General features: G+C 69.4%; 16 protein-coding genes. 12 read left to right on the top strand and 4 right to left on the bottom strand.

Going from position 1 to position 14,156, the window contains the following annotated elements; translation table 11 throughout:
- The first annotated feature begins 8 nt into the window (after positions 1-8).
- Positions 9-1,634 (top strand): asparagine synthetase B family protein, encoded by a 1,626-nt coding sequence (locus Vau01_RS37460; RefSeq protein WP_204003605.1) that lies wholly within the window; start codon positions 9-11, stop codon positions 1,632-1,634.
- Here Vau01_RS37460 and Vau01_RS37455 read toward each other — a convergent pair.
- Positions 1,619-2,386: a TetR/AcrR family transcriptional regulator gene (locus Vau01_RS37455; protein ID WP_204003602.1), complete on the bottom strand. Its 768-nt coding sequence runs from the start codon at positions 2,384-2,386 to the stop codon at positions 1,619-1,621. The two genes, Vau01_RS37460 and Vau01_RS37455, sit on opposite strands and share 16 nt — an antisense overlap.
- Positions 2,387-2,435: 49 nt before the next feature.
- Here Vau01_RS37455 and Vau01_RS37450 point away from each other — a divergent pair, with 49 nt between their 5' ends.
- Together Vau01_RS37450 and Vau01_RS37445 are read left to right on the top strand one after the other, a co-directional pair.
- A complete protein-coding gene (locus tag Vau01_RS37450; RefSeq protein WP_204003600.1) occupies positions 2,436-3,380 on the top strand; it encodes an ATP-binding cassette domain-containing protein in 945 nt (314 codons plus the stop codon).
- Positions 3,377-4,165, top strand: coding sequence for an ABC transporter permease (locus tag Vau01_RS37445; RefSeq protein ID WP_204003587.1), 789 nt, complete (start codon positions 3,377-3,379; stop codon positions 4,163-4,165). The genes Vau01_RS37450 and Vau01_RS37445 overlap by 4 nt, the downstream gene beginning before the upstream one ends.
- A 12-nt stretch (positions 4,166-4,177) precedes the next feature.
- On the opposite strand, the gene Vau01_RS37440 is transcribed toward Vau01_RS37445, so the two are convergent.
- Positions 4,178-4,792, bottom strand: coding sequence for an MBL fold metallo-hydrolase (locus tag Vau01_RS37440; protein WP_204003584.1), 615 nt, complete (start codon positions 4,790-4,792; stop codon positions 4,178-4,180).
- Positions 4,793-5,043: 251 nt separating this feature from the next.
- Between Vau01_RS37440 and Vau01_RS37435 the strand changes: the two genes are divergently transcribed.
- The 9 genes from Vau01_RS37435 (at position 5,044) to egtD (ending at position 12,246) form a co-directional block, all read left to right on the top strand.
- Complete coding sequence (locus Vau01_RS37435; RefSeq protein WP_204003581.1) at positions 5,044-5,448, top strand: DUF6232 family protein; 405 nt, start codon at positions 5,044-5,046, stop codon at positions 5,446-5,448.
- Positions 5,449-5,622: 174 nt separating this feature from the next.
- Complete coding sequence (locus Vau01_RS37430) at positions 5,623-6,048, top strand: DUF6232 family protein (protein ID WP_204003578.1); 426 nt, start codon at positions 5,623-5,625, stop codon at positions 6,046-6,048.
- 151 nt (positions 6,049-6,199) lie between these two features.
- Entirely contained in the window at positions 6,200-7,162 is a 963-nt protein-coding gene (locus tag Vau01_RS37425; protein WP_204003576.1) for a helix-turn-helix domain-containing protein, read from the top strand.
- A 122-nt stretch (positions 7,163-7,284) separates the two neighbouring features.
- Positions 7,285-7,470: a DUF397 domain-containing protein gene (locus Vau01_RS37420; protein WP_204003574.1), complete on the top strand. Its 186-nt coding sequence runs from the start codon at positions 7,285-7,287 to the stop codon at positions 7,468-7,470.
- A 96-nt stretch (positions 7,471-7,566) separates the two neighbouring features.
- On the top strand, positions 7,567-7,881 hold the full coding sequence (locus tag Vau01_RS37415) for a DUF397 domain-containing protein (protein WP_308440505.1): 315 nt from the start codon (positions 7,567-7,569) through the stop codon (positions 7,879-7,881).
- A gap of 140 nt (positions 7,882-8,021) precedes the next feature.
- Positions 8,022-9,215: an ergothioneine biosynthesis glutamate--cysteine ligase EgtA gene (gene egtA, locus Vau01_RS37410; protein WP_204003570.1), complete on the top strand. Its 1,194-nt coding sequence runs from the start codon at positions 8,022-8,024 to the stop codon at positions 9,213-9,215.
- Positions 9,212-10,516 carry an ergothioneine biosynthesis protein EgtB gene (gene egtB / locus Vau01_RS37405; RefSeq protein WP_204003568.1) on the top strand — a complete coding sequence of 435 codons (1,305 nt, stop codon included), beginning with the start codon at positions 9,212-9,214 and terminating at the stop codon, positions 10,514-10,516. The genes egtA and egtB overlap by 4 nt, the downstream gene beginning before the upstream one ends.
- A gap of 3 nt (positions 10,517-10,519) precedes the next feature.
- A complete protein-coding gene (egtC, locus tag Vau01_RS37400; protein ID WP_204003566.1) occupies positions 10,520-11,278 on the top strand; it encodes an ergothioneine biosynthesis protein EgtC in 759 nt (252 codons plus the stop codon).
- On the top strand, positions 11,275-12,246 hold the full coding sequence (gene egtD / locus Vau01_RS37395; protein WP_204003563.1) for an L-histidine N(alpha)-methyltransferase: 972 nt from the start codon (positions 11,275-11,277) through the stop codon (positions 12,244-12,246). The genes egtC and egtD overlap by 4 nt, the downstream gene beginning before the upstream one ends.
- A gap of 4 nt (positions 12,247-12,250) precedes the next feature.
- On the opposite strand, the gene Vau01_RS37390 is transcribed toward egtD, so the two are convergent.
- Positions 12,251-13,336: an alpha-hydroxy acid oxidase gene (locus Vau01_RS37390; RefSeq protein WP_204003551.1), complete on the bottom strand. Its 1,086-nt coding sequence runs from the start codon at positions 13,334-13,336 to the stop codon at positions 12,251-12,253.
- Between the two features lie 15 nt (positions 13,337-13,351).
- A complete protein-coding gene (locus Vau01_RS37385) occupies positions 13,352-14,020 on the bottom strand; it encodes a DUF2470 domain-containing protein (RefSeq protein ID WP_204003548.1) in 669 nt (222 codons plus the stop codon).
- Positions 14,021-14,156 lie beyond the last annotated feature (136 nt).

Below are 14,156 nucleotides of genomic sequence, written 5' to 3'. Positions count from 1 at the left end.
GGTGACCGATGCCTAGACTGTGGGCCGACCGGTCGGCGGTGCGGCTGTTGCCGGACGAGCCGGGCTTCGCGACGGGGCCTGTGCGCGTCGGCGAACTCACGGCCGTCGGCGAGGTGACCCTCCACAATGGACGCACGCTGCGGGCCACGCTCGGTGGAACGGCACCCGACGGCTGCTCCGACACCGAACTCCTGCTCCGCGTCTGGAAAAGCCTTGGCAGCGACGGCCTTCGCCGCGCCGACGGCATGTTCGTGCTCGCGATCGCCGACGGCGACGACCTCGTACTCGTGCGCGACCACGTGGGCACCCGCACCGTGTTCTACGGGTACGGCGGGGCCGGCTGGTGTGCGTCCACGAGCCTTCTGGCGCTGCGGCGGACGCCGAGCCTGCGCGCGGGCCTCAACCTCGACGCGGTCCGGTCCTTCCTGACGTTCGCCTACCTGCCCGGCGACGAGACGCTCGTCAGCGGGGTGCGCGACGTGCTGCCGGGACGGGTGCTGCGGTTGCGGCCGGACGCGTCCACAGTGGACGAAACGTTCTGGGAACCCGAGGAGCGGATCGTCGCGGCCGACGACCACCCGCGGCGGCTGCGGGCGTTGCTGGAGGAGGCGACCGCGAGCCGGCTGCCGGCCGGTGAACCGGTGGGCGTGCTGCTGTCGGGCGGGATCGACAGCAGCCTCGTGACGGCGCTGGCGGCCAAGTCGCACGACCAGACCGTGCGCACGTACTCGATCAGCTTCGGTTCCGAGCTGCCCAACGAACTCGCGTACTCGGGTCTGGTGGCGGCGCACTGCCACACGACGCACACGGTGCTCGCCGTACCCGGGGAAGCCATCGCCAGCCGGCTGGCCGAGACCGTCGCGCTGCTCGACAGCCCGGTCCGCGATCCGCTCACCGTCCCGAACCTGTTGCTCGCCGAGGCGGCCGCCGCCGACGGCCTCACGGTGGTGCTCAACGGCGAGGGCGGCGACCCCGTGTTCGGCGGCCCGAAGAACCTGCCGATGCTCATCTACGAGATGCACCGCGAGGACACCGCGCCGGCGGCCCGCGCCACCGCCTACCTGCGCTCGTACCGCAAGTGCTACGAAGACCTGCCGACGCTGCTGAGGACGGACGGGCGGGGTGCGCCGCTGGAACGGTTCGTCGCGCCGTACCTCGACGGGCCGATGGACTCGCTCCTGAACCGGTTGCTGCACTGCAATCTGCGCACCAAGGGCGCCCACCACATCCTCACCAAGGTGGAGCGGCTCACCGCGGCCCGCGGCCTGCAGGGGCGGTCGCCGCTGTTCGCGCCGGCCGTCGTCGACCACGCGTTCACCGTCCCCCCGCGCCTCAAACTCCATGGCACGAGCGAGAAATGGGTCCTCAAGGAAGCGGTGCGGGACCTGTTGCCGCGCACGATCGTCGACCGGCCGAAGAGCGGGATGCGGGTGCCGGTGCAGCAGTGGCTCACCGGTCCACTTCGGACACTCACGCACGAGGTGCTGCTCGACCGGCGCTCGCACCCGCTGTTCGACGTGCGCACCGTGCGGTCGTGGCTGCGCGGCGAGGGCGCGTTGCTGCCGCGGCAGGGCGGGAAGCTGTGGCTGGTGTTGACGCTCGAACTCTGGCTGCGCGCCTACGACCTGGTCTGAATGAGTTTCTCCACGCCGTCCAACAGCCTTTCCAGCCCGAACGTGAACGTGCGCTGCGGCGCCGACGCGGCCTGGAACTCCTCCCCCGCCGCCGCGCCCACCCGCGTGGCGGTCGGGAACCGCTCGGCGTCGTAGACCTTTGCCAGCAACGGCTGGAACTTCTCCCACCACTCGAGTTCGGTCATGCCGGTGTGCTGCTGGGCCTGCGCCTGGTTGACCTCGCCCCGCACCGAGCCGTGCACGAAGTCGGCCAGCAGCGCGATCGTCATGTCCATCTCGACGTCGGTGAGCCCCAGCCCGTCGACGGCCCGCAGCTCGTAGTCGTACTTCGCGATCAGGTTCGGGCCGAGCACCGGCCGGTTGGTGGCCACCTGCAGCAGCCACGGGTGACGCTGGTAGAGCGCCCAGTTCTCGGTCGCGATCTGGGTCAGCCGCTCGCGCCAGGTGCGGCCGCCGGGTTCCGGCCGGGCGGTCTCGGCGCAGACCGCGTCGGTCATCAGGTCGAGTAGTTCGCCCTTGCCGGGGACGTAGGTGTACAGCGACATCGCGGTGACGCCGAGCTCCTCGGCCAGCCGGCGCATGCTCAGCGCGGCCAGGCCGTGACGGTCGGCGAGCGCGATGGCCTTCTGGACGACCTCGGCCATGCGCAGTCGGGGGCGCGGGCCGCGCTTCGTTCCGGGGGTGTCCTCGACCCCCCACAGCAGTTCCATGCTGCGGACGGGGTCGCCGGTGCCGGTGTACTCGGTTGCCACGGGTTCATTCTCCTTGCCGCTTCTCCGTACACCGTATACTATACGTCGTATGGAGATACTCGTGGCCGAAGGCCTCCGGAAGCGGTACGGCGATACCGCCGCCCTCGACGGGTTCGACCTGGTGGTGCCGGCCGGCTCGGTGTGCGCCCTGCTCGGACCGAACGGCGCGGGCAAGACCACCGCCGTCCGCATCCTCTCGACCCTCCTGCGCCTCGACGGGGGTCGCGCCACCGTCGCCGGTTACGACGTCGCCCGGCAGGCGGCCGAGGTCCGCCGGCGCATCGGCCTCGTCGGCCAGCACGCCGCCGTCGACGAGGTGCTCAGCGGACGCCAGAACCTGGTGATGTTCGGCCGGCTCTTCCACCTCGGCAAGGCCCGCGCCCGAACCCGCGCCGACGAACTGCTGGCGCGCTTCGGCCTCGCCGACACCGGCACCAAGGCCGTCAAGAACTACTCCGGCGGCATGCGCCGGCGGCTCGACCTCGCCGCGGGCCTCATCCTCGCCCCGGCGGTCCTCTTCCTCGACGAGCCGACCACCGGGCTCGATCCCCGGGGCCGGGCGGAGGTATGGGACGCGGTGCGCGAACTCGTCGCGGCCGGCACCACCGTGCTGCTCACCACCCAGTACCTCGACGAGGCCGACCAGCTCGCCGACTCCATCTGTCTCGTCGACGCCGGCCGCGCGGTCAGCACCGGCACGCCCGACGAGCTCAAGGCCTCGCTCGGCGGCGACCGCGTCGACGTCGTGCTGCGCCGGCCCGACGACCTCGCCCGCGCCACCGAGCTGCTCGGCGGCATGGTGTCGGCCGAGCCGGGCGAGGTCCGGGTCGAACCCGAACTGCGCCGCGTGAGCGTCGCGGTGCGCGATCGCATGGCGGCGCTCGCCGAGACGCTGCGCGTTCTCGATGACGCGGGACTGGAGGCCGCCGACATCAACCTGCGCCGGCCGACGCTCGACGAGGTCTTCCTGCACCGAACGGGAGTGAAAGCATGAACTCGCTGCGATGGGCCGTCGCCGACGGCTGGACCGTGACCCTGCGCAGCCTCGACCGGTGGGTGCGCGAGCCCGGGGTCCTGCTGCTCGGTCTCCTGTTCCCGGTGCTCATGATGCTGATGTTCGGGTACCTGCTCGGCGGCGCGATGGCGGTGCCCGGCGGCGACTACTTCGAGTTCCTGATGCCCGGGATGTTCGCGCTGGCGATGCTGTTCGGCATCGAGTCCACCACGATCGCGGTCGCCACCGACGCCGCGCGGGGCATCACCGACCGGTTCCGCTCGATGCCGATGGCACCCTCGGCGGTGGTGGTCGGGCGCAGCGTGGCCGACATGCTCAACTCGGCCCTGGGGCTGGGCGTGCTCATGATCGGCGGTCAACTGGTCGGGTGGCATTCCCATGGAACGGCGGCCGAAACCATGCTGGCCGTCGCGCTGCTGTTGCTGCTCCGGTTCGCGTTCCTGTGGATGGGCATCTACATCGGCCTGGTGATCGGCAAGCCCGAGGGCGCGATCGCGCTGCAGATCCTGGTGTGGCCGTTCGCCTTCGTCTCCAGCACGTTCGCCGCGCCCGACACCATGCCGGGCTGGCTCGGCGCGGCGGCCGAGTGGAATCCGATGTCGGCCACCGCGGTCGCCTGCCGTGACCTGTTCGGCAATCCGACGTGGGGCGAGCCGTCGTGGGCCACCGACCACGCGATGCTGATCGCGGTGCTGTGGCCGCTGGCGTTGATCGCGGTGTTCGTGCCGTTGTCGGTGCGGCGCTACCAGCGGCTGAGCCGCTGAGCTCGCGGGCCGCTAAAGCTCTTCGCGGGGCGCCAGGTAGCGGTAGCCGTTCGTCGTGTTGGCGGCCAGGTGGTGGTTGAGCATGTCGAGACCGCGCTCGTTCACCTGACCCTCGTGGATGGGGACCGTGCGGCGGGGGTCGACGGCGCGCACGAAGTCGATCGCCTCGGCGGTCTTCAGCCACGATGCCTGCAACGGCACGAAGAGCGTCTCGATGCCGGCGTCGGGCACGTGGAGCGAGTCGCCCGGGTGGTAGACGGATCCGTCGACCACGTAGCCCAGGTTGACGCAGCTCGACCGGTCGCCGTACACCACGGCATGCTGCCCGCCGACGGCACGCACGCGGAACCCGGCCGCCTCGAACTCGTCGCCCGGCGACACCCGCACGATGTCGAACGGGCGCACCCGGGCGAGTTCGGGCAGGTCGGCCCCCTCCGGCACGAACACCCGCGCGCCGGCTCCGGCGAGCCGCAGCGTGTCGACGTGGTCGGTGTGCTCATGCGTGACGAGCACCGCGTCGGCACCTACCAACGCACCGGCCTCGCTCCACGTACCCGGATCCACGACCAGTGCCCGCCCCGCGTTTTCCAGGCGTACGCACGAATGGGTGAACTTGATGATCCGCACCGATTGATCGTATTCCATGGCGCCATCAGGCTGATCACAATCAGCATTTACCCAGTCTGCGATATCGCAGACTGGGTTCTAGCCAACCGTCGCATCACACCGCATACTGGCAAACCAGAACCCATTCACACCAACGGCACCCGGCGGCAACCGGGTGCCGTTGCGACCTCAACTGCGAGAGGTCGGTAACTCCACGGGCCATCATTGCGCATCAATTCCGCCTCTCGCAACCAGCCGGAGGGGGACGCGCCATGGGGATCTACTTCCAGAACGACGAGTTGATCGTCACTCGAAATTCGATCATTCTCATCGGACCGCAGACCAGAATCCTGCTCGCCGAGCTGGCGGACATGCGCATCGTCCGGGGCGATCTCGACCCGCACCGCGCCCTGGCGGCACATGCCACCAGCGGCGTAATCGTGGTGACCGCCGCACTGTGGCCGGTGCTCGATGCCACCGCCACGGTGACGCTGACCGGCACCGCATTCGCCGTTTTCATGGTCGCGAACGGCGCCTGTCAGCGCATATATCCGCGGGTGTGGGAACTACGCGCGCGCTATCGCGACATGGACGTATGCGTGTACTCCACCGCAGACCGGCAGACATTCGGGCAGGTTCGTCGGGCGATCATGCGCGCGACGGAAGCCGCCGGGTGAAGACGTGAAAATGACTAGCACTTTGCGCGATCACAAAGTGATATCTTCGCCATCTGCCACATCGCAACTTGGATGCTAGCCAACAGGGGTCTCGCGGCGTTACTGTTTTCGGACACCCCAGAAACCAGCCGGTTGCGGCACTACCTCGGCGCTCTCGCCGAACGGAGGCACACCATGACCGTCTTCTACCGAAGCAGGGAATTGGTGATCAGTCAGGAGGAATTCACCACCCTCTTCTCACCCGAACGCTATCCACTCACCGACCTCCACGGGATCCACGTGGTTCGCGGCGATCCGGATGTGGGACACCGGACGACCAGGAGCGCCTTGGCGGGCGCGCTCGTACTGGCCGTGGCCTTCGGTCCCCTGATGGACTCTCCGGGCGCCTGGGCCGTCACCGCCCTCGCGCTCCTCGGTTCGGCCGGATTCGGCGGGGTTTTCCTGTTCGCGAGAAGGCCGAGGTGGCAGCTTCGCGCCAACTACCGAGGATTGGAGGTCTGCATCTACTCGACCACCGACGCCCAGACATTTGGCCAGGTCAAGCGCGGTTTGATCCGGGCACTCGAAGCCTCTCGCGAGGCTCGCGCCGCGGTTGGTTAAGGATACGTATCGATTCGAGGTCGGCCCCCGACCGCCCCCACAAGTCCACTTTTGGCTAGTAGCCTACTTGGGTCCTCGTTATCGGCCATACTCCTAACTGCTAGCTCGCAGGCCGTAACACCACACCAGTCGTCACAGTTATCAGAGAGCCATGACCTCGCCCGAGACTTCGCCAGCAGGCGCCCGCCGTCGCGTGCGATTGGTGCTGCGCAAAGCACGCGAAGATCAGGGATTGACCCAGTCTCAGGTCGCCGAGGAAATGGAATGGTCGACAAGTAAGGTGATCCGGATCGAGAGCGGCGAGGTCACCATCTCGCCCAACGATCTCCGTCCCCTGCTTGGCTACCTGGGAATCACCGACAGGGTAGAGGTCGGCCGGCTCGTCCAGGACGCGCGGACGTCACGACGTCGCCAGATGTGGTGGGACGAGTCCGAGGTCCGCGAGTACCTCACCCCCGCTTCCCGGCAACTCGTTCAGTACGAGTCGGAAGCCGTTCAGATCCGGCACTTCACGAACATCATGATTCCCGGCCCACTCCAGACGGCCGCATACTCCGACTACGTCCTGACCAGCCATCACGAGGCGCTCGAGTCAGACGTCATCCGGGTACGGCTGGAGACGCGTGCACGGCGACGACGCGAGATGCTCGCCCGGCGCGACTTCCCGGAGACCTTCCTCCTCCTGGAAGAATCGGTGCTGAAGCGGCGCATCCACAACGCCAGCACCACCAGCGAGCAGCTTCTCGATCTCCTGAGGCTCGCCGACGAGAAGCCGATCCACCTGCGGGTACTGCTCTACACGGCCGACGCCCCGCTACCTGGCATGGGTCCGTTCGATCTCCTCACTCTCGCCGGCCCCGAGGCGAACGAGATCCTTTACCGGGAGAGTCACCTGAATGACGAGATCGTCGAAGAGAGATCCAGTGTTGGTCGGCATCGACGGATCTTCGAGTTGTTCTGGGGTGCCGCGCTCGACGAGCCAACGTCCGCGGAACTGATTGCGGCAAGCGCGAAGGAGCTAAGCGAATCCAGCCCCGTTCCGCCGGTACCCCCGGCGGCCGGGACCAGGTCCACACGCTCAACCACACCGCGGTCGCGCAGCCGGAAGTCGTAACGGCCGGCGCGCAGGCGCCCGTCCCGTTTGTCCACTCTGCCAGCCCGCACACGGATGACCTGCTGCGAACAAGTCAAAGCGGGCTGAATGAAAGAAGGGACGGTCTAGTGGATCAGCGACACATGCAGCTGAGCTGGCACCGCAGTAGCCGCTGCTCAACGGGAGGCTGCGTGGAGATGGCCAGCACGGCGGAGTCCGTTCTGGTGCGCGACTCGAAGGTGCGCGACAGCGCAATCCTCAGCTTCGAGCCGTCAGCGTGGAATGCATTCGTCACCGCGGCCGTGGCGGGCGAGTTCGTTTCACTGTGATCGACCTTGCGAGGGCGCCGCCTAGACGTCCGGTGACATCTAGAGACGGCTCGGCGCGCCCTCGCAAGTTCACGTGCTTGTTCATGTCGCACGCCAATGAACGTCTTTCCGGCAAATCGCCACGAAGGGTTCGAACGGCGTTTCTGCCCGCTTCCCGATCGCATAGTGTGTTCGAACGACTTCGATCGGGAGGCAACGATGTGCGAAAAACGCCAAGTGGCGTGGCAGCGAAGTACGCGATGCGGGACCAACGCGTGCGTCGAGGTGGCCACGGTCAGTGCGAGCAGCACGCCGGAGGAGATCCGGGTGCGTGACTCGAAGGATCCGCTCAGCCCGGAACTGGCGTTCGACGCCACCGCGTGGCGCACGTTCATCGAAGGCGTCAAGAACGGCGATCTTGACCGCCGGTAATCACCGGAAAAACCGACATTCCCCCCAGCCACCGGTCATCTCATCAGGGAGTTTGTGCCAAGGCCAACTCCCGTTCCAGTGGAAGTGTCACTCCCCCTGGGTACGGTCGAATGCAAGACCGACTCTCCCAGGAGGGATTGATGACCATCACTGTCGACGGCACCGCCGTCGTTCACTCGGTGGCGGAGGCCGAGGGCTACATAGCCCGGGTCTGTTTCAAGACGGGGCCACCGGCCCGCACCGGCGTCGAACTGGAGTGGACCGTCCATCACGGCGACGACCCCACCCGGCCCCTCGACATCTCCGCACTCCGGGCCGCACTCGGCCCGCACGCTCCACACAGCATTGATCCGACCAGCCCGATGTCGCCACTTCCCGGCGGCAGTCCAGTCACCGTCGAGCCCGGCGGTCAGGTGGAGATCTCCACCCCGCCAGCGGCGTCCCTGGCCCAGTTGTACGAACGGGTCGAAGGCGACATCGCCGCTCTGGAAGGGCTCCTCGCCAGGCAAGGCCTGGTACTCGGCCCGAACGGCATCGATCCGCACCGGCCACCGGCACCCGTGGTACAGACCCCGCGCTACGCGGCGATGACGCACGCCTTCCAGCCGTACCGGCCGTACGGCGACGTCATGATGCGCAGCACGGCCGGCCTGCAGATCTGTGTCGACGCCGGGTCGAATCCCGACGAACGGTGGCGGGCCCTGCACGCGCTCGGCCCGGCGTTGCTGGCGGCGTTCGCCAACTCGCACCGGAACGCCGGCCGCGACACCGGATGGGCGTCGGCACGCATGCGGGCCTGGCTCCGGCTCGACCCGCGCCGCACGGCACCGGCCTACGACGAGCACGATCCCGTCGGCGCCTGGGTGCGTTATGCGATGACCGCCCCGCTGCTGTGCGTACGGCGCAACGGCGACTGCTGGCAGGCACCGCCGGAAACCACGTTCGCCGACTGGATCAACGGGGCGCTCCCCACCCGGCCGACGCACGACGACCTGTCGTACCACCTCACCACGCTGTTCCCGCCGGTGCGCCCGCGCGGGTACCTGGAGGTGCGCTACCTCGACACGCAGCCCCCGGGCGAGTGGATCGCTCCGGTCACCGCTCTCACGTCCCTGCTGAACAGTTCCGAGATCATCGCCGAGGCCGAGCGACGCGCGGCGCCGGCGATCGACCGGTGGGAGGTCGCCGCCCGCAGCGGCACGGCCGACCCCGCGATCGCCGCCGCGGCACGCGACCTGCTCGCGCTCGCGCTGGAGAACCTGCCGGCCGACGCGCCAGCACTCGCCGGCGACCTCATCCGGCGACGCCTCGACGAGATCAGGGGAACGGAATGACGATCGAGAAACTGCGCTCGCGCGTCGCCGCCGAGTTGATCCGCAGCCGTGAGCGCACCACGTACCTCACCGATGTCGTCGACGACGGCGACCTGGTGCGCCAGCACTCGCCGTTGATGTCGCCGCTGGTGTGGGACCTGGCCCACGTCGGCAACCAGGAGGAGCTGTGGCTGGTCCGCGACGTGGGTGGTCGCGAGCCGGTGCGGTCCGACATCGACGAGTTGTACGACGCGTTCAAACACGCCCGGGTCAACCGGCCGGCCCTGCCGTTGCTCGGCCCGGCCGAGGCGCGCCGCTACATCGGTCAGGTGCGTTCGAAGGTGCTCGACCTGGTCGACACGGTCGCGCTGGAAGGCCGGCGGCTCACCGAGGGCGGCTTCGCGTTCGGCATGATCGTGCAGCACGAGCAGCAGCACGCCGAAACGATGCTCGCCACGCACCAGCTCCGGCGCGGTCCGGCGGTGCTCGGCGCACAGCCGCCACCGGAGCCGCCGCCGGAGTCCGGCACTGCGGTGCGTGGTGAGGTGCTGGTCGCCGGCGGCCCGTTCACCATGGGCACGTCGGCCGACCCGTGGGCGCTCGACAACGAACGCCCGGCGCACGAGGTGCACCTGCCGCCGTACTTCATCGACGCGGCACCGGTCACGAACGCGGAGTATCAGGCGTTCGTCGACGCCGGCGGCTACGACGACGAACGCTGGTGGACCGTCGAGGGCTGGAAACACCGCAAGGAAGCCGGGCTCGGCGGGCCGATGCACTGGAACGGCGACGGGACGTACACCCGGTTCGGCGTCACCGAACCGGTGCGCCCCGACGAGCCGGTGGTGCACGTCTGCTTCCACGAGGCGCAGGCATACGCGCGCTGGGCGGGCAAACGCCTGCCCACCGAGGCCGAGTGGGAGAAGGCAGCCAGGTTCGACCCGGCAACGGGGCACAGCCGGCGAAACCCCTGGGGCGACGACGACTGGACGCCCGAGCGGGCCAACCTCGGGCAGCGCCACCTGTCACCGGCACCGGTCGGTGCGTACCCGAAGGGCGCGTCGCCGCTCGGCGTGCACCAGTTGATCGGCGACGTGTGGGAGTGGTGCGACACCGGCTTCCACGGCTATCCCGGTTTCACCGCGTTCCCGTACCGGGAGTACTCCGAGGTCTTCTTCCGGCCCGGATACAAGATCCTGCGCGGTGGCTCGTTCGGAACCGACGTGGCGGCCTGCCGCGGCACGTTCCGCAACTGGGACTACCCGATCCGGCGCCAGATCTTCAGCGGCTTCCGCTGCGCCAGAGACATGGGAGCCAGCTGACCGATGTGCCGGCACCTGGCCTATCTCGGGCCGACGGTGCCGCTCGCCGCGCTGCTCCTCGATCCGCCCCACTCGCTGCTGCGGCAGAGTTGGGCGCCGAGGGACATGCGCGGCGGCGGCAGCGTCAACGCAGACGGGTTCGGCGTCGGGTGGTATCCGCCCGGCGCCGCCACCCCGATCCGGTACCGCCGCGACTGTCCTATCTGGACGGACGCGGCGCTGCCGCCGCTCGCCGCGGCCACGTCCGCCGGTGCGGTGCTCGCCGGGGTGCGCAACGCCACCGTCGGCATGCCCGTCACGGAAACGGCCGCCGCGCCGTTCGCCGAGGGCCCGTGGCTGTTCAGCCACAACGGCGTCGTCGCGGGCTGGCCGGATTCGGTGGCCGGGCTCGCGGCGACGCTTCCGGTCCGCGACCTGATGACATTGGACGCGCCCACAGACGCGGCATTCCTGTGGGCGCTGGTACGGCACCGGCTCCGGTCGGGTGCCGACCCGGAGAAGTCCATTGTGGACACCGCGACGGCCGTCATCGACGCCGCTCCCGCGTCTCGCCTCAACCTGCTGCTCACCGACGGCCGTACCGCGGTGGCCACCGCCTGGTGGCACTCGCTCTCGGTGCGGCTCGTTCCCGGCACGAGCACCCTGATCAGCTCCGAACCGCTCGACGACGACCCCGCCTGGCAACCCGTGCCCGACCGGCACGTGGTCACCGCGACCGCCGGCGACGTCGACATACGTCCACTGACCGAAGGAATCCGATGACAGCCGAGACCCTGCTGTATCTCATTTCCGACGACGACATCACCCGGGCCCTGCGCGACGACGTGCGCACCGGGCTCACCGGCAGCCCGAAGGTGCTGCCACCGCGCTGGTTCTACGACGCCCGCGGCAGCGAACTCTTCGAGGAGATCACCCGCCTGCCGGAGTACTACCCGACCCGTGCCGAGCGGGCCATCCTCACCGAGCGGGCCACCGAGATCGCCGCGGTCACGCGGGCGAAGACGTTGGTGGAACTGGGTTCCGGCTCGTCCGACAAGACCCGGCTGCTGCTCGACGCGCTGAGCCGCATCGGGGAACTGGGCGCGTTCGTGCCGCTCGACGTGTCGGCGAGCGCGCTGGAACAGTCCACAGTGGACATTGCGACCGCCTATCCGGGCATCAGCGTGCGCGGCGTCGTCGGCGACTTCACCCGGCACCTGTCGGCCCTGCCCGCCGGCGGAAAGCGACTGGTCGCGTTCCTCGGCGGCACCATCGGCAATCTGGTGCCCGCCGAGCGGGCCGCGTTCCTGCACGAGGTGCGGGCCGAACTCGACCCGGGTGAGTGGCTCCTCGTCGGCACCGATCTGGTGAAGTCGCCGCACGTCCTGGTGCCCGCGTACGACGACGCCGCCGGCGTCACCGCCGATTTCAACCGCAACGTGCTGCGCGTCATCAACCGCGAACTCGGTGCCGACTTCGATCCCGACGGGTTCCAGCATGTGGCGGTCTGGGACGCGCGGCACGAGTGGATCGAGATGCGGCTGCGCGCGTCACGCCCGTACCGGGTGACGGTGCGGGCCCTGGACCTCACCGTCGACTTCGCCGACGGCGAGGAGCTGCGCACCGAGATCTCGGCCAAGTTCCACCCCGACGGCGTGAAGGCGGAACTGGCTGCCGCCGGCTTCACCACCACCCACCGGTGGACCGACAGCTACGGCCGGTTCCTGGTGACGCTGGCCCAGGCCGGCTGAGCGGTCATGCCCGGCGGACGGCCGACGCGTCGATCGATTCGACCGTCGGCCGTCCGATCAGCGCCATCACCCGTTCCAGTTCGGTCTGCAGCAGCCGCAGCACCTGGGTGACACCGGCCGCCCCGCCGACCGCGAGACCCCACAGCGCCGGCCGCCCGACGAGCACCGCGTCGGCGCCCAGCGCCAACGCGACCGCGACGTCGTGACCGGTGCGCACCCCGCCGTCGAACAGCACCGGGCACCGGCCGGCGACCGCCTCGACCACCTCGGGCAGGATGTCGAGCGTTCCGATCGGGTTGTCGAGCTGGCGCCCGCCGTGGTTCGACACCACGATCGCCGCCACCCCGTGCTCGACGGCCAGCCGCGCGTCCTCGGCGGTGGCGATGCCCTTGAGCACCAGCGGCAGCGGCGACCGGTCGCGGAGCCAGGCCAGGTCGTCCCAGGTGATCGACGCGTCGAAGGCCTGCAACGACTGCGTGGCCACCGCCGAACTGCCCTCGGAGCGGGTGGTCAGCAGGTCCTGCGCGGCGAACAGGTTGGCCGGCAGGGTGTCGGCGTCGAGCGTCAGCGCGTTGCGCGCGTCGCGCAGGCGCAGCCCGATCACCGGTGCGTCGACGGTGAGCACCAGCGCCGAGTAGCCGGCGGCGGTGGCCCGGTCGACGACGGCGCCGAAGGCCTCCCGGTCGTGCAGCCAGTACAGCTGCTGCCAACGCGGCGCCGCACCACCCGCGGCCGCGACGTCTTCCAGCGGATAGTTCGAGAAGATGCTCGGGATGTACAGGGCACCGGCGTCGGCCGCGCCCCGGGCCGTGGCCAGCTCGCCCTCCGGATGCGACATCCGGTGATAGGCCGTGGGCGCGACGACCACGGGGCTCGCCAGCTCGTGGCCGAGCAGCGTGGTCGCGGCGGTGCAGGCGGAGACGTCGACCAGAACGCGGGGACGCAGCGCGATGCGCGCGAACGCCGCCCGGTTCGCCGCGAGGGCCCGTTCGGCACCGGCGCCGCCGGCGATGTAGTCCCAGTAGTCCTGGCGGATCTTCGCCCGGGCCAGCGCTTCGAAGTCGTCAAGACACAGTGGTTGATCGACCATGCGCAACAGCTTGGCTCATGGGACGCGTCGCCGGCAGGCCCGGGCGCGGGCGAGCAGTTCCAGCATGCGGCTGGGAGCGTCCTCGACGGCGACGCACGGCTGGCCGAACGGCAGCCGCACGTCGCGGTCGTGGCTGGGGAACTCCAGCCGGAGCACGATGCCGAACCGGTCGAGGTGCAGCGGGTACACGCGCGTGACCCCGTGCAACCGCTCGACCGGCACCAGCCGGCTGAGCCAGCTCACCAGGTCGGCGTGCGCGTCGACGAGGTGGCAGAGCAGCGCCGCCTCGCGGCTGGCGAGCAGGTCGGGTGCGGCAGCGGCGAACTCGGCCGGCGCGACGTACGTCGTGACGCCGCGCTCGGTGAGATCGGCGGCAGCCATATCGAAGATCGTTGTTGTACCACCGGCCGGGCGCAGCCCGCCGGCGAGGGTTACCCGGGCGCGAATCCGATTACGCATTGCAACCGGCGACACGTCGGTGATCTCGATGAGCGCCGGCAACGGGCCATCGGACAGGTCGAGCGCCAGGGCGCTGTCGCCCGGTACCTCGATGGTCAACCTGCCCGCGTCGTCGACGGCGTGCCCGTCGAGCAGCGACACCCGGCGGCTCGCCGCGACGATGTCCAGCGAGGAGGCGGAGCAGAGCAGCGATCGGAGTCGCTCCGCGGGCGAGGGCTGGTTCATGTCCACCTCCATAGGTAAGGCTTACCTTAGAACAAGGCCGGAAACAAGCAAAACACTCACGCGGCGTACATGTGGAGTCGGCTACCGGTAGTAGTCGGACGGCAGGGGTGCGACGGGGTTGCGATGTTGGCTAATC

It is taken from the genome of Virgisporangium aurantiacum (assembly GCF_016863635.1).
Classification (GTDB): Bacteria; Actinomycetota; Actinomycetes; order Mycobacteriales; family Micromonosporaceae; genus Virgisporangium; species Virgisporangium aurantiacum.
Note: the sequence above shows the minus strand (reverse complement) of the source record. Positions and strands in the feature narration are given on the sequence as shown.